Annotated in this window: 24 protein-coding genes and 2 pseudogenes; 19 read left to right on the forward strand and 7 right to left on the reverse strand. The window is 71.3% G+C overall.

Features of this window, described 5'->3' with window-relative positions:
* The first annotated feature begins 222 nt into the window (after nt 1–222).
* The gene (locus OHB00_RS31360) at nt 223–1212 is read left to right on the forward strand and encodes a malate dehydrogenase (RefSeq protein ID WP_406439667.1); all 990 of its coding nucleotides are present in this window, start codon (nt 223–225) and stop codon (nt 1210–1212) included.
* A gap of 74 nt (nt 1213–1286) precedes the next feature.
* On the opposite strand, the pseudogene OHB00_RS31365 reads toward OHB00_RS31360, so the two are convergent.
* Nucleotides 1287–1872 (reverse strand): annotated as a pseudogene (locus OHB00_RS31365) (siderophore-interacting protein).
* A gap of 228 nt (nt 1873–2100) precedes the next feature.
* On the opposite strand from OHB00_RS31365, the gene OHB00_RS31370 reads away from it, so the two are divergent.
* The 13 genes and pseudogenes from OHB00_RS31370 (at nt 2101) to OHB00_RS31430 (ending at nt 14920) form a co-directional block, all read left to right on the forward strand.
* Nucleotides 2101–2280, forward strand: coding sequence for a hypothetical protein (locus OHB00_RS31370; RefSeq protein ID WP_406439668.1), 180 nt, complete (start codon nt 2101–2103; stop codon nt 2278–2280).
* 24 nt (nt 2281–2304) lie between these two features.
* Nucleotides 2305–3012, forward strand: coding sequence for a DUF2637 domain-containing protein (locus OHB00_RS31375; protein ID WP_406439670.1), 708 nt, complete (start codon nt 2305–2307; stop codon nt 3010–3012).
* 189 nt (nt 3013–3201) lie between these two features.
* On the forward strand, nt 3202–4713 hold the full coding sequence (locus OHB00_RS31380; RefSeq protein WP_406439672.1) for an aldehyde dehydrogenase family protein: 1512 nt from the start codon (nt 3202–3204) through the stop codon (nt 4711–4713).
* A gap of 65 nt (nt 4714–4778) precedes the next feature.
* Entirely contained in the window at nt 4779–6317 is a 1539-nt protein-coding gene (locus OHB00_RS31385; RefSeq protein ID WP_406439674.1) for a GMC family oxidoreductase, read from the forward strand.
* Nucleotides 6317–7355, forward strand: a pseudogene (locus OHB00_RS31390) (glycine betaine/L-proline ABC transporter ATP-binding protein); the annotation flags it as partial. The gene OHB00_RS31385 and the pseudogene OHB00_RS31390, both read left to right, overlap by 1 nt.
* A 427-nt stretch (nt 7356–7782) precedes the next feature.
* The gene (locus tag OHB00_RS31395; RefSeq protein WP_406439675.1) at nt 7783–9717 is read left to right on the forward strand and encodes an ABC transporter permease; all 1935 of its coding nucleotides are present in this window, start codon (nt 7783–7785) and stop codon (nt 9715–9717) included.
* Between the two features lie 2 nt (nt 9718–9719).
* Nucleotides 9720–10670: an ABC transporter substrate-binding protein gene (locus tag OHB00_RS31400; RefSeq protein ID WP_406439677.1), complete on the forward strand. Its 951-nt coding sequence runs from the start codon at nt 9720–9722 to the stop codon at nt 10668–10670.
* 105 nt (nt 10671–10775) lie between these two features.
* Nucleotides 10776–11642, forward strand: coding sequence for a tyrosinase family protein (locus tag OHB00_RS31405; protein WP_406439678.1), 867 nt, complete (start codon nt 10776–10778; stop codon nt 11640–11642).
* Nucleotides 11643–11767: 125 nt separating this feature from the next.
* Nucleotides 11768–13180: a condensation domain-containing protein gene (locus OHB00_RS31410; RefSeq protein ID WP_406439680.1), complete on the forward strand. Its 1413-nt coding sequence runs from the start codon at nt 11768–11770 to the stop codon at nt 13178–13180.
* 152 nt (nt 13181–13332) lie between these two features.
* Complete coding sequence (locus OHB00_RS31415; protein WP_406439682.1) at nt 13333–13578, forward strand: hypothetical protein; 246 nt, start codon at nt 13333–13335, stop codon at nt 13576–13578.
* A 36-nt stretch (nt 13579–13614) separates the two neighbouring features.
* Entirely contained in the window at nt 13615–14007 is a 393-nt protein-coding gene (locus OHB00_RS31420) for a hypothetical protein (RefSeq protein WP_406439684.1), read from the forward strand.
* Nucleotides 14008–14138: 131 nt separating this feature from the next.
* Nucleotides 14139–14411: a hypothetical protein gene (locus OHB00_RS31425; RefSeq protein ID WP_406439685.1), complete on the forward strand. Its 273-nt coding sequence runs from the start codon at nt 14139–14141 to the stop codon at nt 14409–14411.
* A 164-nt stretch (nt 14412–14575) separates the two neighbouring features.
* Nucleotides 14576–14920 carry a hypothetical protein gene (locus OHB00_RS31430; RefSeq protein ID WP_406439687.1) on the forward strand — a complete coding sequence of 115 codons (345 nt, stop codon included), beginning with the start codon at nt 14576–14578 and terminating at the stop codon, nt 14918–14920.
* Between the two features lie 69 nt (nt 14921–14989).
* On the opposite strand, the gene OHB00_RS31435 is transcribed toward OHB00_RS31430, so the two are convergent.
* From OHB00_RS31435 to OHB00_RS31445, 3 genes are all read right to left on the reverse strand, one after another.
* Nucleotides 14990–15280, reverse strand: a complete 291-nt coding sequence (locus OHB00_RS31435) for a hypothetical protein (RefSeq protein WP_093499533.1) — start codon at nt 15278–15280, stop codon at nt 14990–14992.
* Between the two features lie 230 nt (nt 15281–15510).
* Nucleotides 15511–15798, reverse strand: coding sequence for a hypothetical protein (locus OHB00_RS31440; RefSeq protein WP_406439689.1), 288 nt, complete (start codon nt 15796–15798; stop codon nt 15511–15513).
* Between the two features lie 202 nt (nt 15799–16000).
* Entirely contained in the window at nt 16001–16474 is a 474-nt protein-coding gene (locus OHB00_RS31445) for a hypothetical protein (protein WP_406439690.1), read from the reverse strand.
* A 466-nt stretch (nt 16475–16940) separates the two neighbouring features.
* Here OHB00_RS31445 and OHB00_RS31450 point away from each other — a divergent pair, with 466 nt between their 5' ends.
* From OHB00_RS31450 to OHB00_RS31460, 3 genes are all read left to right on the forward strand, one after another.
* A complete protein-coding gene (locus tag OHB00_RS31450; RefSeq protein ID WP_406439692.1) occupies nt 16941–17858 on the forward strand; it encodes a hypothetical protein in 918 nt (305 codons plus the stop codon).
* Between the two features lie 65 nt (nt 17859–17923).
* On the forward strand, nt 17924–18202 hold the full coding sequence (locus tag OHB00_RS31455; protein ID WP_406439694.1) for a hypothetical protein: 279 nt from the start codon (nt 17924–17926) through the stop codon (nt 18200–18202).
* Nucleotides 18203–18331: 129 nt separating this feature from the next.
* Complete coding sequence (locus tag OHB00_RS31460) at nt 18332–18976, forward strand: chaplin (RefSeq protein WP_406439696.1); 645 nt, start codon at nt 18332–18334, stop codon at nt 18974–18976.
* Nucleotides 18977–19079: 103 nt separating this feature from the next.
* Here the strand turns inward: OHB00_RS31460 and OHB00_RS31465 are convergent, their stop codons facing one another.
* Nucleotides 19080–19790, reverse strand: coding sequence for an isocitrate lyase/phosphoenolpyruvate mutase family protein (locus OHB00_RS31465; protein WP_406439697.1), 711 nt, complete (start codon nt 19788–19790; stop codon nt 19080–19082).
* Nucleotides 19787–20284, reverse strand: coding sequence for a carboxymuconolactone decarboxylase family protein (locus OHB00_RS31470; protein WP_406439699.1), 498 nt, complete (start codon nt 20282–20284; stop codon nt 19787–19789). Before OHB00_RS31470 ends, OHB00_RS31465 begins: the two co-directional genes overlap by 4 nt.
* A gap of 47 nt (nt 20285–20331) precedes the next feature.
* Between OHB00_RS31470 and OHB00_RS31475 the strand changes: the two genes are divergently transcribed.
* Both OHB00_RS31475 and OHB00_RS31480 read left to right on the forward strand, forming a co-directional pair.
* Entirely contained in the window at nt 20332–21777 is a 1446-nt protein-coding gene (locus OHB00_RS31475; RefSeq protein WP_406439701.1) for a PLP-dependent aminotransferase family protein, read from the forward strand.
* A gap of 52 nt (nt 21778–21829) precedes the next feature.
* Nucleotides 21830–22318, forward strand: coding sequence for a carboxymuconolactone decarboxylase family protein (locus OHB00_RS31480; protein WP_406439703.1), 489 nt, complete (start codon nt 21830–21832; stop codon nt 22316–22318).
* 141 nt (nt 22319–22459) lie between these two features.
* Here the strand turns inward: OHB00_RS31480 and OHB00_RS31485 are convergent, their stop codons facing one another.
* Nucleotides 22460–23269, reverse strand: coding sequence for an aminotransferase class IV (locus OHB00_RS31485; protein ID WP_406439705.1), 810 nt, complete (start codon nt 23267–23269; stop codon nt 22460–22462).
* Nucleotides 23270–23278: the final 9 nt, after the last annotated feature.

A 23278-nucleotide genomic window follows, 5' to 3' on the forward strand; every position in this document is an offset into this window, starting at 1 on the left:
CCGGTACCCCCGAAGTGGCGGCCGTCCTGCCTCACCTCTCCCGGCAGGCGGCCGCCTCTTTTGTGGGGTGAGCCACACCGACCCCTCGCTCTGCGGCATCCTTGATGCGCGATAGCCTGACCGGTGGATCTCTTGATACCAAGAGATCGATCATTTGTACGTCCGCACCCCAGGGCACCCAGGGCAAGGACGCCCACCGCCAGCTGTCATACGGAGAACGCCATGACCCGCACTCCCGTGAACGTCACCGTCACCGGCGCGGCCGGCCAGATCGGTTACGCCCTGCTCTTCCGCATCGCCTCCGGCCAGCTGCTCGGCGCGGACGTGCCGGTCCGGCTCCGCCTCCTGGAGATCACCCCGGCGCTCAAGGCCGCCGAGGGCACCGCCATGGAGCTCGACGACTGCGCCTTCCCGCTTCTCCAGGGCATCGACATCTCGGACGACCCGAACGTCGCGTTCGACGGCGCCAACGTCGCCCTCCTGGTCGGTGCCCGCCCCCGCACCAAGGGCATGGAGCGCGGTGACCTCCTGGAGGCCAACGGCGGCATCTTCAAGCCGCAGGGCAAGGCCATCAACGACCACGCCGCGGACGACATCAAGGTCCTGGTCGTCGGCAACCCGGCCAACACGAACGCGCTCATCGCGCAGGCCGCCGCCCCGGACGTACCGGCGGAGCGCTTCACCGCGATGACCCGCCTCGACCACAACCGCGCGCTGACCCAGCTCGCGAAGAAGACGGGCTCGACGGTCGCCGACATCAAGCGGCTCACCATCTGGGGCAACCACTCCGCCACCCAGTACCCCGACATCTTCCACGCCACGGTCGCCGGCAAGAACGCGGCCGAGGTCGTGAACGACGAGAAGTGGCTGGCCGAGGAGTTCATCCCGACCGTCGCCAAGCGCGGCGCGGCCATCATCGAGGCCCGCGGCGCCTCCTCCGCGGCCTCCGCCGCCAACGCCGCCGTCGACCACGTCCACACCTGGGTCAACGGCACCGCCGACGGCGACTGGACCTCCATGGGCATCCCGTCGGACGGCTCCTACGGCGTCCCCGAGGGCCTGATCTCCTCCTTCCCGGTCACCACCAAGGACGGCAGGTACGAGATCGTCCAGGGCCTGGAGATCAGCGACTTCTCCCGCGCCCGCATCGACGCGTCGGTGCAGGAGCTGGCGGAGGAGCGCGACGCGGTCCGCGCCCTCGGCCTCATCTGAATCTGAGCCTCCCGCACAGCACGGGCCCCGCTCCGGTCTCCACCGGAACGGGGCCCGTTCCCGTGCTCCCGGCGTCACTCCGTTCCCCGCTTCCCCGGCGTCCAGAACGGCTTGGTGAGGACCGCGCGCCGGTCCCACCCGGCCTCCTGGACCAGCACCTTCCGCACCGCCCGCGCGGCCCGCGCCTCCCCGGCGACATACTCCACCCCGCCGGGCTCGGGAGCGAGCCGCCGCACCACCTCCGGCAGTGAGGTCTCGGTGCGGAGCACCCCAAGGCGACCGCGGCCGTCTCGTCGCCGACGAAGACGTGGTGGGCGGCGTCGGGCGCAGCGTGAAGGCGCCCTCGGGCCTGCGCAGCCGTACCTGATCGCCCGCCCACACGGTCCGGCCCCAACGGGCGCCCGGGCCGCCCTCGGAGTGGTCGAGGACGCACAGGTCGACGACGCCGGACGGGTCGTGGCGCCAGACCGAGTACGTCCGCAGGGTCAGGCCGGCGACCAGGACCCGGACCTGCCGGCCGGGCCGGACGTCGAGGCCGGCGAGCCGGTCGCCGTCGATGCGCAGCCGGCGCATGCGGGCGGTGGTCTGTTCGGCCTCGGTGACGGTGCCGCGCAGGGTCAGCAGGTCGAGGACGGGGTTCAGAAGGGCGGCGCTCGGCAGCCGGCTCGGGTCCTCCGCCCTCGCAGGCCCGGCCTCTGAGCGGGGCGTGCGCCCTGCTCTCCGCACCGGTCACATCGTCGTTCATTTGATTTCGTATTTCACGGAGTGTAATCACCTGCATGTCCACAATTTCTTTAATTGTGAGGTGACAGGTATTCAATAGCTTCTCTTCCGGGTGACTGAATTCCCCCGAACGCTCCAAATCCCGCCCCACACGACGGTCGTTAGGTGACCGTGACGCGATTGGACTGGTGCGCAGCCGAAGATCATCCGACAACCGTGCTCCGCTGGCCCGGTGGTATGGATATCACCTCATGCTCGGACCTGCTCGATGATTTCCTGAAGAGAATCAATGCGATGGAAAACGAGTATCGGCGGACCCTGGCGGATCTGTACGGGGCGTTCTGAGGACAGGGTTCGGAGGATAATTCGATGGACGGGATTCAGCACGACTCAGGTCCGGGGCTCTACGACCACACCGGCTTCTATGATCAAACCGGCTTCTATGATCAAACCGGTCTCTACGACCACGCCTGGGGTGCCCCGGAGCCGGACGTCGCGCCGAATGACTGGGACCCGGTCGAGGAACTGGCGCAGATACTGTCCGCACCGACCGGCGTGACCGCGGCCCCCACCCTGCTGGACGTGCCGGCCCAGCGCCGGGGCAGCCGCCGGCGCGTCCGCCACGACTCCCACCTGCTCGACGGCGGCCGGAGCTTCACGCACATCACGCTCCTGATCGTGGCGGTCTCGCTGTGCGCGGTGTTCATGCTGGCCTGGTCCGTCTGCTACTCCTACGCGCAACTGCGCGGCATCGCCTCGTCGGTGCTCCCGGGAGGGCTGGCCCGGTACTGGCCGCTGACCGTCTACGGCCCGTGGTTCGTGGCGGCGCTGTCCGTCCTGCGGGCCACCGCGCAGCGCCGGAGCGCGCGGCGGTCCTGGTGCGTCGTGCTGGCCGCCTCCGTCGTGGCCGTTGCTCTGTGCATCAGCCACTCCTCCCATGCGCTGCTGTCCTTAGTGATCTTCGGGATTCCGCCCGTCACCGCCCTGGTCTGTTTCTGGGAGCTCGTGGGCCAGATCTCGACCAAGAGCCGGCCCCGGCATGCCACGCCCGCCGCGTCGGCGAGCGCCACGAGCTGAACCCGAGGGGTGCCGCCCCCTCTCGCCCGACCGGTCTGTCCCGTTCTGTCCGACTGTTCAGTGACGCCGCACACTTTCGGCCGACGATTGCGCATGCAATCGGAGGCCGAGGGCAGGTGCTGGCGGTCCCCGAGTGTGACCTGAATGTCACGCAGGGGCACCGAACAGGAACGGAAGGCAATACCGATCATGGCGGACAGCACGGACCGAGCGACCATCCATGTCGGAGGCGAGTGGCTGGCAGCCGTCTCCGGCGCGACGCGCGAGATCATCGACCCGGCGGACGGCCTGCCCTTCACCGTGGTCGCCGAGGGCGACGAGAAGGACGCGGAGGCGGCGGTGGCCGCCGCCCGGCGCGCCTTCGACACCGGCGACTGGCCCCGGACCCCCGTCGCCGAGCGCGCCGCCCTGCTCCGCCGGGTGGCCGACCTCCTCGTACGCGACCGCGAACAGCTCGGACTGCTGGAGAGCCGGGACGCGGGCAAGACCGTCGAGGAGGGCCGTGTCGACATCGACTGCGTCGCCGACGCCTTCCGCTACTTCGCCGACCTGGTGACGGCGGAGGGCGCGGGCCGGGTGGTCGACGCCGGCTCGCCCGACGTCCACAGCGTCGTCGTCTCCGAACCGGTGGGCGTGTGCGTGTTGATCACGCCCTGGAACTACCCGCTGCTCCAGGCGAGCTGGAAGATCGCTCCGGCGCTCGCGGCCGGCAACACGTTCGTGGTCAAGCCCAGCGAGCTCACCCCGCTGACGACGATCGCGCTGATCGGGCTGCTGGCCGAGGCCGGGCTTCCCGCCGGGGTCGCGGGGCTCGTCACCGGGCCCGGCCATACCGTCGGCGCCCGCCTCGCCGAGCACCCCGACGTCGACCTGGTCTCCTTCACCGGCGGCCTGGCCAGCGGCACCAAGGTCGCCCAGGCCGCCGCGCCCACCGTCAAGAAGGTCGCCCTCGAACTGGGCGGCAAGAACCCCAACGTCGTCTTCGCCGACGCCTGCGCCACGCAGGAAGGCTTCGACACCGCCGTCGACCAGGCCCTCAACGCCGCGTTCATCCACAGCGGCCAGGTCTGCTCGGCCGGCGCCCGGCTGATCGTCGAGGAGTCGCTCCGGGAGCGGTTCGTCGCCGAACTCGCCCGCCGCGCCGACCGGATCCGGCTCGGCCGCGGCACCGCGGACGGCGTCGAGTGCGGCCCCCTCGTCTCCGAGCAGCAGCGCGCCAAGGTCGAGGCGTACGTGGCGTCGGCGCTGGCGGAGGGCGCGGTGCTGCGCGCGGGCGGCAAGCGCCCCGAACCGTCCGCCGACCGCCCCGCCTCCGGCTACTTCTACGAGCCCACCGTCCTCGACCAGTGCCACCGCGAGATGAGGGTCGTACGCGAGGAGGTCTTCGGGCCGGTCCTCACCGTCGAGACGTTCCGTACCGAGGACGAGGCGGTGGCCCTCGCCAACGACACCGAGTACGGCCTCGCGGGCGCCGTGTGGAGCACCGACGCCGGGAAGGCCCGCCGGGTCGCGGGGCGGCTGCGGCACGGCACCGTCTGGATCAACGACTACCACCCCTACCTCCCGCAGGCGGAGTGGGGCGGCTTCGGAAGGAGCGGGACCGGCCGCGAGCTGGGGCCCGCCGGGCTCGCCGAGTACCGCGAGACCAAGCACGTCTACCAGAACCTCGCGCCGAAGCCGATGCGCTGGTTCGCCGGCTGAGCTCCCACAACGCCCGGCCGGCGAACCGGCTCCCCCGTTCTCCCATCCCCAGGAGTAACCACCTCATGGCCGATCACACCCCGCATCCCCAGGAATTCGACTACGTCGTCATAGGCGGCGGAACCGCCGGTTCCGTCATCGCCTCCCGCCTCACCGAGAACCCGGACGTCACGGTCGCCGTCATCGAGGGCGGCCCCAGCGACGTAGGCCGCGACGACGTCCTCACGCTGCGCCGCTGGATGGGCCTGCTCGGCGGCGAACTGGACTACGACTACCCGACCACCGAGCAGCCGCGCGGCAACTCCCACATCCGGCACAGCCGCGCCCGGGTGCTGGGCGGCTGTTCCAGCCACAACACCCTCATCGCCTTCAAGCCGCTGCCCTCCGACTGGGACGAGTGGGAGGAGGCGGGAGCCAAGGGCTGGGGCGCGGTGCCGATGGAGGCCTACTACGCCCGCCTCCTCAACAACATCGTCCCGGTCGACGAGAAGGACCGGAACGCCATCGCCCGCGACTTCGTCGACGCGGCCCAGGAGGCGCTGGGCGTCCCGCGCGTGGAGGGCTTCAACCGCCGGCCGTTCACCGAGGGCGTCGGCTTCTTCGACCTCGCCTACCACCCCGAGACCAACAAGCGGTCCAGCGCGTCGGTGGCCTACCTCCACCCGGTGCTGGACGAGCGCCCCAACCTCCGCGTCCTCCTTGAGACCTGGGCGTACCGGCTGGAACTGAACGGCGGCCGCGCCGAAGGGGTGCACGTCCGCACCAAGGACGGCGAGGAGCTGCTGATACGGGCCCGCGCCGAGGTCGTCCTGTGCGCGGGCGCCGTCGACTCCCCGCGGCTGCTCCTGCACTCCGGCATCGGCCCGGCCGAGGACCTCGAAGCGCTCGGCATCCCGGTCGTGCACGACCTCCCGGGCGTCGGCGAGAACCTCCTCGACCACCCCGAGTCGGTGATCGTCTGGGAGACGAACGGCCCCATCCCGGAGAACTCCGCGATGGACTCCGACGCCGGCCTGTTCGTCCGCCGCGACCCCGGACACGCGGGCCCGGACCTGATGTTCCACTTCTACCAGGTCCCGTTCACCGACAACCCCGAGCGACTGGGCTACGAACGGCCCGCGCACGGCGTCTCGATGACCCCGAACATCCCCAAGCCCCGCAGCCGCGGCCGCCTCTACCTGACCAGCGCCGACCCGTCCGTGAAGCCCGCGCTCGACTTCCGCTACTTCACCGACGAGGACGACTACGACGGCCGCACCCTCGTCGACGGCATCCGCCTCGCCCGCGAGATCGCACGGACCGAGCCGCTGGCGGGCTGGCTGAAGCGCGAGGTGTGCCCCGGCCCGGAGATCGTCGGCGACGCCGAGCTGAGCGAGTACGCCCGTAAGGCCGCCCACACGGTCTACCACCCGGCCGGCACCTGCAGGATGGGCGCGGTCGACGACCGACTGGCCGTCGTCGACCCCGAGTTGCGTATCCGCGGCCTCGACGGCATCCGCATCGCGGACGCCTCCGTCTTCCCGGCCATGCCGGCCGTGAACCCGATGATCGGGGTGCTGATGGTCGGCGAGAAAGCCGTGGACCTGCTGAAGGGCGGTGCGTGATGAGCGGTACGACCCCTGTCTTCTCCGTCGACGGCCTGTGGAAGGTCTTCGGCCCCAAGGCCGACCGCGTCCCGGCCGACCCCGAGCTGACCGGTCTCTCCCCGGCCGAACTCCGCGCCCGCACCGGCTGCACCGCCGCCGTCCGTGACGTCTCCTTCGACGTGCGCAAGGGCGAGGTCTTCGTGGTGATGGGACTGTCCGGCTCCGGGAAGTCCACCCTGGTGCGCTGCCTGACCCGGCTCATCGAGCCGACGGCCGGCCGGATCGCCATCGACGGCGAGGACGTCCGTGCGATGGACAGGGGCCGGCTGCGGGAACTGCGCCGGCACCGCGCCGCGATGGTCTTCCAGCACTTCGGGCTCCTTCCGCACCGGACCGTCCTCGACAACGTGGCGTACGGCCTGGAGATCCAGGGCGTCGGCAGGCCCGAGCGGCGCGAGCGGGCCGCCGAGGTCGTCGCCAAGGTCGGCCTCGACGGCATGGAGCAGCGCCGGCCCGGCCAGCTGTCGGGTGGGCAGCGGCAACGGGTCGGCCTCGCCCGGGCGTTGGCCGTCGACCCCGAGGTGCTCCTGTTCGACGAGCCGTTCAGCGCGCTCGACCCGCTGATCCGGCGGGACATGCAGGAGGAGGTGATCCGCCTGCACCGGGAGGAGGGCCGCACGATGGTCTTCATCACGCACGACCTGAGCGAGGCGCTGAAGCTGGGCGACCGCATCGCCCTCATGCGCGACGGCCGGGTGGTCCAGCTGGGCACCCCGGAGGAGATCGTCGGCTCCCCGGCCGACGACTACGTCCGCGAGTTCGTCCGGGACGTGCCGCGCGAACAGGTGATGACGGTCCGCACGGCGATGCGGGCCGCTGAGGCGGGGGAGACCGGGGAGGGCGACGGCCCCGCGGTCGGGCCGGAGGCGACGGTCGCCGAGGCGATCGACGTCGTCGCGGGCACCGGTGTCCCGGCACGGGTCGTGGAGGAAGGCCGCTGTCTCGGCGTGGTCGACGCCGACACGTTGCTCGGCGTCGTGGCGAAGGCGGGTGCGGGCAGTTCTTCGGCTGCGGCCGGTGGTGGGCCGGTCGCGCCGTTCCCCGCGCCCCTGGGTGGGGATGCGCAGCCTCACTCGGCCAGTTCCGGAGTTGAGGGTTCCGCTGCGGGCAGTACTTCGGCTGCGGCCGAGCCGGGGCCGGTCGTGCCCACGCGGCGGAGCCGCACCATGTCTCGCCCCGCGCCCCTGGGTGGGGACCCGCAGCCCCTGCTGGAACGCCCCCCGGCCGCAGGCAGCCAGGACGCCCCAGCCGCGGCCGATGACGGCTCCGCCCAGCCCGCCGCGCGCGCCGCGGCCGATGGCGGCGCTGCCTCCTCTGCCGCGGGCAGTCCTGCCGCTGGGGCGGCACAGGTGGGCGCGGCGGAGCCCCGTGAGCGCGGGCGAGTGACACCCCCTGCGCCCCGCACCGACCCGGAGGGCGTCTGATGGCGACGATCAGTGTCCCGAGTCCTCGCCGAGTGGGCCTCCCTGCCGGCCGAGCCGTACGCAAGCTCCTGGTCCTGGCAGTGATCGCCGCCGTCCTCGCCCCCCTCGCCCACTCCCACTGGGCGTCCGCCGCCTGGCCGCACGACCTCACCGTCAGTCTCTCCGGGCCCCTCACCTCCGCCAGTAACTGGGTCATCGACAACCGCGACACCCACCCCCTCTTCCTGTACTTCTTCGGCTACATCAGCAACGCCGTCGTCCTCACCGTCCGCGCCGTCTACCTCACCCTCCTCGCCGCCGGCTGGCCCGGCGTCACCGTGCTCGCCGCCGCCGTCGCCCACCGCGTCGCCGGGGTCAGGCTCGCCGCCGGTACGGCCGTCGCGTTCCTCGCCTGCGGCGCCCTCGGGATGTGGGTGCCGACGATGCAGACCCTCGCGCTGATGGTCGTGGCCGTCCTCACGTCCGTCGCCGTCGGACTCGTCCTCGGCCTGGGAGCCGGACTCTCCGACCGGCTGCACCGCGCCCTGCGCCCGGTCCTGGACACCATGCAGGTGCTGCCCGCCTTCGCCTACCTCCTCCCCGTCGTCCTGGTCTTCGGCATCGGCGTCCCCGCGGCCGTCCTCGCCACCGTCGTCTACGCCGCCCCGCCCATGGCCCGGCTCACCGCCCTCGGCCTGCGCGGCGCCGACCCCGAAGTCCTGGAGGCCGTGCAGTCGCTCGGAGCCACTGGTCGGCAGCGGCTGCTGACCGCGCGGATCCCGCTGGCCCGCAGGGAGCTCCTCCTCGGCCTCAACCAGACGATCATGATGGCGCTGTCGATGGCGGTCATCGCGTCCGTCATCGGCGCCGGCGGCCTCGGCGACCGCGTCTACCAGGCGCTCGCCTCGGTGGATGTCGGCGCGGCCCTCGCCGCCGGTATCCCGATCGTGCTCCTCGCGGTCGTCCTGGACCGCATCACCGCGGCGGCGGGCGAGCGCGGCGACACCCGGAAGCCCCCCGTCGGCCTCCTGTACGGCCTCGGCGCCACCGTCGCCGTCGCGCTCGCCGCCCGTCTCCTCGGCCACCTCGACTGGCCCACCGCCTGGACGCTGAACTTCGCCGAACCGGTCAACCGCGCCGTGGACTGGATGACCGCCCATCTGTACTCGGGTGTGCCGGTGGTCGGCGGCACGGCGGACTGGGCGGGGCACTTCACCACCTGGGTCCTCGACCCGCTCCGGGACGGCCTGCAGTGGCTGCCCTGGTGGGCGGTGCTGCTCGTGGTCGCCGCCCTGGCCTGGCTGATCGGCACCTGGCGCACCGCGCTCACCGCCGTTCTCGCGATGGCCGCGATCGGGGTGCTGGGGGTGTGGGAGCCGTCGCTGGACACGCTGTCCCAGGTGCTGGCGGCCGTCGCCGTCACCCTCGTGCTGGGCTTCGCGACCGGTGTCGCCGCCGCCCGCAGCGACCGGGTCGAGCGCGCCCTGCGTCCCGTGCTGGACGTCTTCCAGACCATGCCGCAGTTCGTGTACCTGATCCCGGTGGTCGCCCTGTTCGGCGTGGGCCGCGCACCCGCCGTCGCCGCCGCCGTGGTCTACGCGCTGCCGGCCGTCGTGCGGATCACCGCGCAGGGGCTGCGCCAGGTGGACCCGGCCGCCCTGGAGTCCGCTCGCTCGCTCGGTGCGACCGGGCGCCAGCAGCTGTGGCAGGTCCAGCTCCCGCTCGCCCGGCCCGCGCTGCTGCTCGCCCTCAACCAGGGCGTGGTCCTCGTCCTCGCCGTCGTCATCATCGGCGGACTGGTGGGCGGTGGCGCCCTCGGCTACGACGTCGCCTTCGGCCTCGCCCAGGGCGACCTGGCCACCGGGCTGGTCGCCGGCGCCGCGATCGTCTGCCTGGGGCTGATGCTCGACCGGGTCACCCAGCCCACGGAACGCCGCACGCGGGAGGGAGCGTGACCATGCGCCGTACGACACTCGTCGCCGCCGCCTCCATGCTCGTCCTCGCCACCGGCTGCGGTGCCGCCGACATGACCAAGCAGGCCTCGCCGTTCGCCGACGCGCAGGGGGCCAAGACCGTGACCCTGTCCGTGCAGTCCTGGGTCGGCGCGCAGTCCAACGTCGCCGTCGCCCAGTACCTGCTGGAGCACGAGCTGGGATACCGGGTCGACACCGTGCAGGTCGACGAGGTTCCGGCCTGGGACGCGCTCAGCCAGGGACGCGTCGACGCGATCCTGGAGGACTGGGGGCACCCGGATCAGGAGAAGCGGTATGTGGAGGAGAAGAGGACCATCAGCCGGGGCGGGGGCCTCGGGGTCACCGGGCACATCGGGTGGTTCGTGCCGACCTATCTCGTCAAGCAGCATCCGGACATCACGAACTGGAAGAACCTGAACAAGTACGCCTCCCTCTTCCGCACCGCGGAGAGCGGCGGGAAGGGGCAGCTGCTGGACGGCTCACCGTCGTACGTCACCAACGACAAGGCGCTGGTGAGCAACCTGAAGCTGGACTACCAGGTCGTCTTCGCCGGTTCCGAGGCCGCCCAGATCACCCAGATCAAGCAGTTCGCCAAGGAGAAGAAGCCCTTCCTCACGTACTGGTACGCGCCGCAGTGGCTGTTCAAGAAGGTGCCGATGACCGAGGTGCGGCTGCCGGCGTACAAGGAGGGCTGCGACGCCGACGCGGCCAAGGTCGCCTGCGCCTATCCGCACACCCCACTGCAGAAGTACCTCAACACGGACTTCGCGCACAGCGGCGGCAGGGCGGCGGCCTTCCTGAAGAAGTTCCGGTGGACGACCGAGGACCAGGACCAGGTCTCCCTGATGATCGCCGACCAGAAGCTGAGCCCCGAGGAAGCCGCGAAGAAGTGGGTGGACGGCCACCCCGAGGTGTGGAAGCGGTGGCTGTCCTGATCCGGTCGCCGGGCGCGGTGTCCCGTCACCGGTCCGGCCGTAGGGCGGTGACCCGAAGGTATGTCCGGAGGTTACCCCTCCGGCCGATGCCCGAGGGAGGCGCACGTGGTCTACACGCGCAAGAACGTCAACAAGCTGACCCGAGCCGAGCGGCGCCGGTTCGTCGAAGCTCTGCTGGAGGTCAAACGCCGCGGTGAGTACGACGAGTTCGTACGGATCCACATCGCGCACAACTCCGCCGACCGGGAACACCGGTTGCGCACCGCCCACATGGCGCCCTCCTTCCTGCCCTGGCACCGCAGGCTGCTGCTCGAACTGGAGCGGGCGCTGCGCAGGGTGGACGCGTCGGTGACGGTGCCGTACTGGGACTGGACCCGTGACCGGGCGCCCAACTCCCTGCCGTGGACCGATGATCTGCTCGGCGGCAACGGACGGCGCTCGGACCGGCAGGTGATGACGGGCCCGTTCGCCTACCGGGCGGGCCACTGGAAGATCACCGAGAACGTGACCGACGTGCAGTTCCTCACCCGCGATCTCGGCCGTGCCCGCGCTCCGATCCAGCTGCCCACCGGGCGCGACGTCGAGTTCGCGCTGGCCGACCCGGTGTACGACAGCTGGCCCTGGAACTCGGCCGTCACCCGCGGGTACCGCAACAAACTGGAGGGCTGGGGGAGCGGCCGGGGCAGCGTCTCCTGGCAGAACCACAACCGGGTCCACCACTGGGTCGGCGGGGTGATGGTCAGCGCCGCGTCCGTCAACGACCCGGTCTTCTGGCTGCATCACTCCTTCGTCGACCTGCTGTGGACCCGCTGGCAGCAACGGCACCCCGGCCACACGTACCTTCCCGCTCAGCCCCCCGGCGCGGGCGACCCGCAGCGTGGCCGGATCGTGGCCCGGCACGAGCAACTGCCGCCGTGGAACGTCACGCCGGCCGAACTGGAGGACGTGAGCGGGGTCTACAGATACGAGTGAGGCGGTGCGCTTGTCCGTTCGACATGTCGCACATCCCGCTGAAATCACGGCGACACAGCGATCATCGCGCGCGTACGGCTTGCTGCTGATGACGAAGCTGGTGTCTTCTGCGAAGGAGAGCCACCGTGCGTATTTCTGACATCCAGCGCTGTGAGATCCGACCCGGACGGCTCGTCGAGTGGAGGTTCAGCCCGGTGACCATCGCGGCCGCGGCAGCACTGCCGCCGGATCCGCGGCCGCCGGCGTACATCCAGGAGTCGCACATCAGAACAGCCCGGTCGGTGCGGGAGGACGGACTGTTCGTACCGACCTGGCTCGGCGCGGCGTTCGACCTGCCGGGACCGGTCGATCTCGACGCGCTGGAAGGGGCGTTGCGCGGCTGGACGCTGCGGCACGAGACGCTGCGCAGCGGCTTCCGGTGGGCCGGTGACGACATGCAGCGGTTCACGCTCGCCGAGAACGACGTGTCCCTGCACCGCGAGGTGGTCGGCGAGTTCACCGACGCGAGGGCGCTCACCCGGTACCTGCAGGATCGGTTCGACACCGCGGCGGACGCGCTCGGCTGGCCGAACCTCATCTACACGGCGGTCGTACGCGAGGACTCCACCAGCGTGTACGTGGCCTTCGACCACACCAACGTCGACGCCTACTCGATCCACCGGCTCCCGGAGGAGATCCACGGACTGTACGCGGCGGCCGTCGCGGGAAGTCCCGTCACCGGTCCGTCCGTGGGGAGTTACGTCGACTTCTGCGAGCAGGAGCGGGCCAACGCGGACGGCATCGACGACACCCACGCGATCGTCACGCGCTGGCGGGAGTTCATCGCCCGGTGCGGCGGCCGGCTCCCGGAGTTCCCCGTCGCCCTCGGGCTGGAGCCCGGCGGGGTGCTGCCCGCCCAGAAGCTGGTGTGCGAGCCGCTCGTCGACGCGGACGCCGCCGCCGCGTTCGAGGCGTACTGCCGCCCCTACGGCGGCAGTCTGGTGGGCATCCTGGCCGCCACCAGTCTGATCGTCCACGAACTGGGCGGCCAGCCGGTCTACCGCACCGTCGTGCCCTTCCACACCCGGCTGAAGTCCGCGTGGTCGGACTCCGTGGGCTGGTACGTCGGCGGCGCACCCATCGAGGTGCCCGCGGCGCGGGACCTGGAGGGCGCGCTCGACACGGTCCGCGCCGAGCTGCGGGCCAACCGGTCGCTGGCGCGCATCCCGCTCGCCCGCGTACTGCGGCTCCTCGGCTCGGACTTCCGTCCGACCTCGCCCGACATGTACTCGATCATCTCGTACGTGGACGCCCGTCTCATCCCCGGCGCGGCGGACTGGGCCGAGCAGAAGGCGTACGGGCTGCTCCGGGTGTCGTACGGCGACCAGGTGTGCGCCTGGGTCAACCGGCTGCACGAAGGGCTGTGGTTCGCCTGCCGCTACCCGGACACCGACATCGCCTACAAGAACGTGCGGCGGTACGTCGAGCGACTGCGGGACCTGATCCTCTCCGTGCCCGCCCCCGATCGCCCGCGGCCCGCGGAGTTGGCGCTCTCCTGACCCAACTCGCCCCATCCATAAGGTGATTATGTGTTGCTATGTCACCCTCAAGATGGATGTCCGTTGTGGAACCCCTTGTCCGGCTACTGCTAGTGTTCAGGCAATCACGCTAGGCAACCAATTCGCTGTATGAGCAAAGGACCGAGGGTTCCATGCGCAAGCTTCAGCAGGTCGTGATCGCAGCAGTGGCGGCCGCCGGCGGTCTGTCCGCCGTCGGCGCCTCCCCCGCCGTGGCCGACGCCTACGACAGTGGGCCGCAGGTGTCCAACCACTACCGCCCCTACCAGGAGTGCAGCCCGCAGACGGTGTCCGAGAACGACGTCCCGATCGGCGTGCTCGGCCTCGCCGACACCCTCGATACCACCTGCGGCCAGTACAACCAGGCTTTCACCGGCTGAGTTCGGCGGATGTCCTCGCAAAGGAAAGCGCATCGGATGTTCATCGGGAAGATCAGCGGGAAGAAGATCGCGGCCGTCTCGGGACTCGTCGGCGGCCTCGCCGTGGCCTGTGCCGGCCTGGTCCCGGCGTACGCCGCGGCGGGTCCGGGAGCGTGCGCCGACGATCTCATGGGCAACCTCACCTGCACCCAGCGGATCAAGGGCGAGGTTCCCGAGGGTGGTGTCATGCCGCACCAGGAGACCTGCAAGCCGGTGCAGCCCGTGCAACTGCCCGCCGTTCTGGGGCAGGGGACGGAGCGGCTCGGGCCCGAGGTGACCTGTTCCCCCGCGACCGTCGGGGTGGCGCCTCCGGAGAAGGGTGACGAGCCGGACTCGCCCGGCGGCCCGTTCGGTGTCATGAGCCGGATCCTTCCGGTCGGCGACCGGTAGCGCCTTTACGGCAGACGGGGCTGACGCGCAACTCGGCGGGTGTAGATCCTCGGTTAGCTACGGACTGTGTGTATATGCTCACATTAAGTAGTCGAGCCGGGCGGTTCCGCCTGGACCAGAAAGGGTCAATCATGCGTAAGTTTCAGCGCGTCGCACTCGTAGCGGCGACGGTTGCGGGGCTCTCCTTCCTCGGCGCCGGGGTCAGCTCCGCCGCCGGTGGCGAGGACGCGCCTCCGCAGATCACCGCCGTGGCCAACTCGACGGCCAACGCCCTGGCCGTCGGTGGGGGCTACTACGCCACTCCGCAGGCCCAGCCGCAGGAGCAGCCCGAGGCGCAGCCGCAGGAGCAGGGGAACTCCGGCCCCGAGCGGGGCGGTTACGAAGAGAACCAGGGTGGCGAGTAACAACGCACCCCGCAGGAACTCGGTACCTCGCACCGGCACCGCTTCTGTCCGCTCGCCGGTGTGCTGAGTGACAACCATGGCGAAGGCAGCCCGGACGCCCCCCGACTCTGTCGAGGTGTGCGTCCGGGCTGCTTTGTTTCGCCCTTCGCAGAGGAAGACAACTCATGTTCAATGCACGGAAGATCGCCGCCGTTTCGGGGCTCGTCGGAAGTCTCGCCGCGCTCTGTGTCGGCGCCGGGCACGCGTACGCGGACCCGGCCCCGGGCGACTGCAGGACCACCGCCCAGGGCGGCACCGTCTGCGTTCACAAGAGCGAGTCACGTATCGACAAGAACGGTACGCATGTCGTCAGGCAGGCACAGGACTGCTCGACCTCCGACCGTCCGCGCGTGATGTTCCCGGACGACCAGGTGGCCGGTGAGGGATCCACCAGCGCCGGGGAGGTCGTGGACTGCTCCAACAAGGCGGAGTTGCCCAAGGGCTTCAAGAGGCCGCACATCGAGTTCTGAGGGCCGCAGAAACGACAGTCCCCGGTTTCCCGGCCGTTGGCCGGGAAACCGGGGACTGTCGTTTCTGCCCTACTTGCCGAACGCGCTGTTGCTGCAGCCCATGCTCGACCCCAGGGACGACTGCTGCGCACCCGAGTTGCCCTCGCCGTTCAGCAGGTTGCCACCCAGGCCGTTGAGGATGCCGACCTCGCCGAGAATGTCGAGGTTCAGGTCGTGCGACTTACAGCTGCTGCTCTGCTGGATGTTGAATTCGTCGCCCTTCTTGCCCCAGCCCTGGTCGGCGTGGGCGGCGCCGGCGCCGAGGAGCCCGAAGCTCCCGAATGCGGTGACGAGAACGGCGGCGGTGCGGAGCTTGTGCATGTCATCTCCGATGAATGAGGTGGATGCGATCTGCGGGAAATCGCGATCTGTGTCATAAAGGCTGATACGAAATACCCGAGATGGTCGTGCGACGCGCCGAACACCGCTGTATTTCGCTGTCTTGGCACCCTGCCGACACACACGAATGGTCCCGGCGCCGGGCGCCGGGACCATTCACTGCCCGGCGCGGTGGCGTCGGACGGGGCCTCGAAAGGCTGTTGTTACCGGCCTCAGAAGGCGCTGTTGTTGCAGCCCATCGTCGAACCGAGATTGGTGGCCTGGGCGCCCGGGTTGCCCTCACCGTTGAGGGCGCTGCCCAGCACGCCGTTGAGCAGGCCGACCTCGCCGAGGACGTCGAGGTTCAGGTCGTGCGACTTGCAGTGCGAGCTCTGGGTGATGTTGAACTTGTCGCCGTGCCCGTGGCCGTCGCCCTCGCCGCCGGCGTAGGCCGTGCCGCTGACCAGGCCGATGCTGCTGAGAGCGGCGACCAGAACGGCAGCGTTGCGAAGCTTGCGCATGTCATCTCCGTGGAGTGGGGGGTTGCGATCTGCGGTAGATCGACTTTTTACAATTACGGGAGATTAGTACCTAATAGGGCAAATCTGGCAGCGACGCGCTGTTTTCTGCGATACGCCGCAGAAACACCCGAAGGGTCGAACGGGCGGAGGTCCGTCGCCCGCGGTCCCCGAAAGGCCCGTGCCGGGCCGCGACTTCCGGCCGTCAGCCCAGGCGCTGTGCGCTGGCGAGCGCGTTCGACTGGCTGTTGGCCTGCGTGCAGTCGACGCCCCGGGTCTGGGAGGCCGCGAGCAGGGCGACCGGGACGTTCGCGTCGAGCAGGGACTGCGGGCTGCACTCCTGGTACGGGCGGAACAGGTTGTTCTGCTCCACCGGACCGCCCTGCACCGACTGCGGGGCCTGGGGCGAGATCTGAGGGCTGATCTGCGGGTTCAGCTGGGGGTTGAGCTGCGGGGCGACCTCGGTGCCGCGCTGCGGGGCCTGTTGCGGGGCCGGCGTGCCGTACGTCTGCGCGGTCGCCTGGGCGGAGGTGGCCGCGGCGGCCTGGGCATCCGGCTGCGAAACCGGGGTCGGCGCGGTCCCGTAGGAGACAGGGGCGGCGGAGCTGGGGCCGGCACCGACAGCGGTCAGACCGCCGGCTGCTGCGACGATGAGCGCGACCTGGCGAAACTTGCGCATGGAATCCTCGGCCCTTCATTTGATCTGTGTGCGGAACCTGATGAAATGACTGATGAGACAGCGCGGTTATCGCTTTGTCACTGCCCCGGGGCGGCTGGGATGCCCCTTCGCCCTCACCCCGTGGGGAACGAGAGGCGTGCGGACCCGGATACGGGCGCGGTACCGCGTCACCCGTTTGCCAAAAGGCATATGAGCGGCAATGCCCGGCCCGGTGACGGCAATTGGGTGATGCGACCCAGATCTCCCGTGACCACGGCCGGGTAATCCTCGTTCCGGTGGGGAGAGGGCGGTGGCCGAGGACCTGAAGAGAATGGGCAAATCGCTGCCGGCTCCGATGCGAAGTTCGCGTGCCGCTCAGGAGTACCGCTGCTGAAAGTGCAGTGCCATCACCGCACCATATGCGCTCGCGACCGCACTGAACGCAATGGGCTTTCTCATCTCCAGGTATCGAAGGGCCGAGGGTTTCATGCGCAAGCTTCACAAGGCCGCGCTCGTTCTGGCGGCGGCCGGTGGTCTGTCCGCCATCGGCGCGGGCGTCAGCTATGCCGACGCTCCCGTCGGATACGGCGGTGCGGCCCCGGTGCCGGCTCCGGACCAGCCGTATCCCCAGGCGCCTGCTCCGCAGCAGGCCCCCTACGCCGCCGGTCAGACCCAGGGCTCGGCCCAGGCCACCGTCCCCGCCTACCCGCAGCAGCAGGCCGCGCCGCCGCAGTACCAGCAGCAGGCCCCGCCGCCTCCGCAGTACCAGCAGGCGCCGCCGCCCCAGCAGTACCCCCAGCAGGCCCCCTACGCCGCCGGTCAGACCCAGGGCTCGGCCCAGGCCACCGTCCCCGCCTACCCGCAGCAGCAGGCCGCGCCGCCGCAGTACCAGCAGCAGGCCCCGCCGCCGCAGTACCAGCAGGCGCCGCCGCCCCAGCAGACCGGCTACGCCGCCGCCTCGGCCACGTCGCAGGGATCGGCCCAGGCCAACACGGGTCCCGTGTACCCGCAGCAGCAGGCCGCGCCGCCGCAGTACCAGCAGGCGCCGCCGCCCCAGCAGTACGCCCAGCCGCAGGCCGCCCCCGCGTACCCGCAGCAGCAGTACGCACCGGCGCCCCAGCAGTACCCCCAGCCCCAGCCGCAGCCCGCCCCGCCGCAGGTCGTACCGCAGGTCATGCCCCAGGTCATGCCGCAGGTCGCCCCGCAGCTGGCCGTCCCCCAGGGCTACGCCCCGGAAGGCCCGACGCGTGTCACCCCGCAGGTGAACCCCCAGGTGAACCCGCAGGTGAACCCGCTCATCAACCCCGTACTCGGAGCGCCGGCCGTGCCGGGGCTCGCACCGGTCGGCCTCGGGCAGGTCGCGGCGCCTCCCGTCGGCCAACTGGGGCTTCCCCGCCTCGGCTGACGCCGTCCCGCCACCGTCCACTCGCTCCGTAGCGGATCCCCGTCCGCTCGACCAATGGAGAACCCATGCGCAAGTTCCACAAAGCGATCCTCGTGGGCGCCGCCGTCCTCGGCAGCGTCGGCTCGATCGGCGCCAGCACCGCCTTCGCACACGGTGAGCCGGGCCACGACATCGACGTCACCCAGGGCACCGAGTGCCGCTCGCACGACATGAACATCGAGGTGCTCGGCAACATCAGCGCCCTCACCGGTCTGGCGGGCAACCTGCTGAACGGCGAAGGAAACCCGGGCGCGCAGCAGAGCCACCTCGGCTCGGACATGGGCTGCAACAACCAGGCCCTGTGACCTGGCAGTCCGCTTCGCTTCTCCACTCAGCCATTTCCCAAAGTTTCACCGAGTCCGGGTGACAGCCCGCGACGCGTCTGGAAGGGCAGGTACCCCATGAAACGGGTTACCCGGAACAGTGTGATCGCCATGGCCGTCGCCTCTGGCGCGATGGCCGTCGCGGGGACGGCCCATGCCGACTCCGCTGCGGACGGCTCCGCGAGCGGTTCGCCCGGACTGGCATCCGGCAACACCATCCAGTTGCCGGTGGACATCCCGGTCAACGTGTGCGGGAACACCGTGGACGTGGTCGGGCTGCTCAACCCCGCGATGGGCAACAAGTGCTCCAACGAGGGGCACAAGGCGCCGGGGAAGGCGGGCTCCACAACGTCGGGCCGGGCCACGGCCGACGGAAGCACCCACGACTCGCCGGGAATCCTCTCGGGCGACCTCGTCCAGATCCCGGTCGACGTGCCCGTGAACCTCAGCGGCAACAGCGCGAACCTGGTGGGTGTCCTCAACCCCGTCTTCGGCAACGAGTCGAGCAACGGCTCGGACGACCAGCCCGACACACCCGGACCGTCCACGCCGCGGGTCCACCACGAGCCGCAGCACCCGGCCAAGGCGCACCCGAGGCGGACCACCGTCGTGCGGCAGCGGACGACCGGGACGCTCGCCCACACCGGCGCGGCCAGCCCCTGGGCACCGGCCGCCGTGAGCCTCGCCTCGCTGGCGGCCGGCGCGGTGCTGTACCGGCGCTTCCGCCCCGGGACGAGCAGCGCGCCCTACGCCTGAGCGCTCCGCTGGAGGGCCGCGATGTGCCGACCGCGGCGCCGTCGTGGCTGGTCGCGCAGTTCCCGCGCCCCTTCGGGGGCGCTCGGGACCTCGCCGGACCCGCTCAGCGCGGGGTCGCGTGCAGTGACCGCAGGGCGAGCCGCAGCAGGCCGGGTCCGAACGTGACGCGGGTGGCCCCGAGTTCGCCGAGTCCGGCGGGCGAGGGGCCGTCGCCGTCCACGCGGGCGTACATGTTCAGCGGGCCCTCGATGCCGGAGCGCAGGAGGGGGAGTACGGCGGTCGGGGCGTCGATCGGGTACACGCAGTCGGCGCCGGCCGCGACGTACAGCGCGGCCCGCTCGATCGCCCGGTCGGGGTCGGTGACCCCGCGTGCGAAGGTGTCGACGCGGGCGTTGAGGAACAGCCGGTCGCCGGCGGCCGAGCGGACCTCGGCGAGCCACTCGGCGTGCCGGTGCGGGTCCTTGAGGGCGCCCCCGCTGGAGTCCTCCAGGTTGCAGCCGACCGCACCGGTCTCCAGCAGGCGCTCGACCAGTTCCTTCGGTGCCAGCCCATAACCGTCCTCCACGTCCGCCGACACCGGCACCTCCACGGCCCGGGTGATCCGGGCGAGGGCCGCGAACATCTCCGCCGCCGGGGTCTGGCCGTCCGCGTGCCCCAGACTCGCCGCGATCCCGGCGCTGGGCGTCGCCAGCGCCGGGAACCCGGCCGCCACCAGGGCCCGGGCGCTCGCCGCGTCCCACGGACCGGGCAGGACCAGGGGGTCGCCGGGCGGGCGCCCGTGGTGCAGCGCCCGGAAGACCTCGGCCTTGCTCACCCGTGCTGTCCCGGCGTGTAGTGCCCGGGGACCATACGGGTCGTCACGGCGAACCGGTTCCAGGAGTTGATCACGATGATCGAGGCGATCAGCTGCGTCAGCTGCACCTCGTCGAAGTGCTTCGCGGCCCGCTCGTAGACCTCGTCGGGCACGAAGCCGTCGGTCAGCACGGTGACGGCCTCGGTCAGCTCGATCGCGGCGAGCTCCTGCTCGGTGTAGAAGTGCTTCGACTCCTCCCACGCGCTGAGCTGAACGATGCGCGCGATGCTCTCGCCCGCCGCGAGCGCGTCCTTGGTGTGCATGTCGAGGCAGTACGCACAGTGGTTGAGCTGCGAGGCGCGGATCTTCACCAGCTCGAACAGCTTGGCGTCCAGGCCCTTACGGGCGGCTCCGTCCAGCCTGACCATCGCCTTGTAGACCTCGGGCGCGTGCTGCGCCCAGGAGAGGCGGGGGGTGTGCTCGGGGGCGTACTCGGCGTTTTCCTGATTGGCCATGGTGCCGACACTAGGTGCCAGGCAGCCCAGGAGTATGGTCCATTTCCATGGAGAAAGCATGGGCCACTCAACCGGTTCGGCCCGCGCGGCCCGCTCTGGGCATCGACCTCCACCTGGAACCGGCGGCCGGTCCGGGTCTGCGCCGGGGCCTGACCGACGCCCTGCGCGAGGCCGTGCGCAGCGGCCGGCTGCTCCCCGGCACCCGGCTGCCCTCCTCGCGCTCCCTCGCCGCCGACCTGGCCATCGCCCGCAACACCGTCGCCGACGCCTACGCCGACCTGGTCGCCGAGGGCTGGCTCACCGCACGGCAGGGCTCCGGCACCCAGGTCGCGACGGGCCTGCCGCCGGTGCGGCAGGCCCGGACCCCCGCGGGCAGAGCCGCCGACCGGCCCGCCTACGACCTGCGCGCCGGTTTCCCCGACATCTCCGCGTTCCCGCGCGCCGAGTGGCTCAAGGCCGCCCGCCGCGCCCTCACCGCCGCCCCCAACGAGGCCTTCGGGTACGGCGATCCGCGCGGCCGCGCCGAACTGCGCGGCGCGCTCGCCGCCTACCTCGCCCGTGCCCGGGGGGTGCGCGCCGACCCGGAACGGATCGTGATCTGCGCGGGCTTCGCACACGGCCTGAGCCTGCTCGGTCGCATGCTGCGGGCCCGCGGGGCGGACACGGTCGCCGTGGAGTCGTACGGCCTCGACGAGCACTGGCAGTCGCTGACCGCGGCCGGTCTCCGCCAGGTCCCGCTGCCCTTCGACGAACTCGGCACGGACACCAGGGAGCTGGGCCGAGGCCCGGCCGCGGTGCTGCTGACCCCGTCGCACCAGTTCCCGATGGGCATGCCGCTGCACCACGACCGGCGGGCGGCGGTGGTGGACTGGGCGCGGCGCACCGGCGGCCTGGTCCTGGAGGACGACTACGACGGCGAGTTCCGCTACGACCGCCGGCCCGTCGGAGCCCTCCAGGGCCTCGCCCCCGACGAGGTGGTCTACCTGGGCACCGCGAGCAAGTCCCTGGCCCCCGGGCTGCGGCTGGCCTGGATGGTGCTTCCGCCCTCCGTGGCCCGTCAGGTGACGGCGGTCAAGGGGGGCGTGGACACCTGCGGGGCGCCGGACCAGTTGACGCTGGCCGAGTTCATCGCCTCCGGCGGCTACGACCGGCACGTCCGCGCGGCCCGCTCCCGCTACCGGCGGCGCCGGGACGCCCTGGTCCGGGCCCTCGCCGAGCGCGCCCCGGCGATCCGGGTCACCGGGATCGCGGCGGGCCTGCACGTCGTGCTGCGGCTGCCGCCCGGCACCCAGCGCCGGGTGATCCGGGCCGCCGCGGCCCGCGGCCTCGCCCTCGACGGCCTCACCCCGCGCCACCGCCACCCCGACGCGGCCACCGCACCCCCGGACGCCCTCGTCCTCGGCTACGGCACTCCGCCCGACCACGCCTGGTCGGGGGCGCTGGACATCCTGTGCGCGGTGCTGTCCGACCCGGCTGTGACCGACGTCGCCTGAATTCCCCGGAAAAGGCCCCCGTCATTCAATTCCGGAGGCTAGAGTCTCCCGCATGAGCAATGGTGATCAGATTTCCCGCGTCGCCCTCAAGAAAATCACTCCGGATGTATCGTCGGCGATGGCTTCCCTGCATGCCGCCGCCGTCGCCGCGGCCCAGGACGCCAAGGTCGAACCGGAAATCCTCGAACTGGTCAGAATTCGCGCCTCCCAGCTGAACGGCTGCGCGTTCTGCCTCGACATGCACACCAAGGACGCCCGTGCCCAGGGCGAGACCGAGCAGCGGATCTACGCGCTGAACGCCTGGCGGGAGACCCCCTTCTTCACCGAACGGGAGCGTGCCGCACTGGCGTTGGCCGAGGCGGTCACCCTGGTGGCCGACGGTCATGTACCGGACGGGGTGTACGCCGGGGCCGCCGAGGTGTTCGACGAGCCGCAGCTCGCCGCACTCATCTGGGCGGTCACCGTCATCAACGCCTACAACCGGACCGCCATTGCGACGCGGATGGTGCCGGGGGCTTATCAGCCCAAGCGAGCCGAATAAAAAACAGCCCGATATCCGGCTCGGTGAATTATCGCCGGGCCGGTTTTTTGTGTGTTTCGGCTGCGGTCGGCGGGGGCTGGTCGCACCCACGCGGCGGAGCCGCATGTCGAATACAGCCCCGCGCCCCTTACGGGGCGCTGTTCAGCCGCTTCTTTCCAGTCCTTCCAGCAGATCAGGTGCCTCTTCGTCCAGCCACTCCCGCCACTCCGGTGCCCGTACCGCCGCGCCGACCCCCCTCGGCCCTCCCACCCACCTCGTCACCGGTCTGATCCCGTGCAGCGCGTTCACCAGCCACACCTCCCGGTCCGCCAGCTCGGCCAGGGTGCGCTCCCGGTGGGCGACGCGGATGCCGAGCCGCTCCGCGCGCTCCTGGATCAGCGCGAGGGTCACGCCGGGCAGCACCGGCAGCCGGGGCGGCGGCAGGCACAGCGTGTCGTCCTCCCACCAGAGCACGCTCGTGGTGGCCCCTTCCCGCACCACCCCGGACGGTCCCACCAGCACCGCTTCCTGGGCCCCCGCCTCGACCGCCCGGGCGCGCAGCCGGGCCAGGGTGTCCAGGTCGGGTCCCTTGCGCCGGGGCACGGCACGCGGGTCCGGCTGGCCGACCGCCCACACCTCGACCGCGGAGCCGAGCGGCGGGGCGTGCCGCAGCCGCAACCTGACCTGGTGGGGGGTGAGTTCGACGCGGGGGAACCACTCGCCGGTGCGGGGCAGCGCGGCCGTCATGTCCCGCCAGAACTCCAGCAGCCGGTGCTCCGGCGGCCCGTCGCACTCGGCACACGACCGTACGAAGCGGTCCCGGTGCCGGTCGAGGCCGCGCACCCTGCCGTCCCGCACCAGCCAGGAGTCCGCCACGAGCAGCGGCTCACCGGCCGTCGCGTCCTCGACGGGCCGCAGCCCGGCGGCCGGCGACCACGCGAGCACGCCTTCCGTCACCACCGGCTGTGCCATGACTCCTCT

The sequence above is a fragment of the Streptomyces sp. NBC_00631 genome, from assembly GCF_045206895.1.
Classification (GTDB): Bacteria; Actinomycetota; Actinomycetes; order Streptomycetales; family Streptomycetaceae; genus Streptomyces.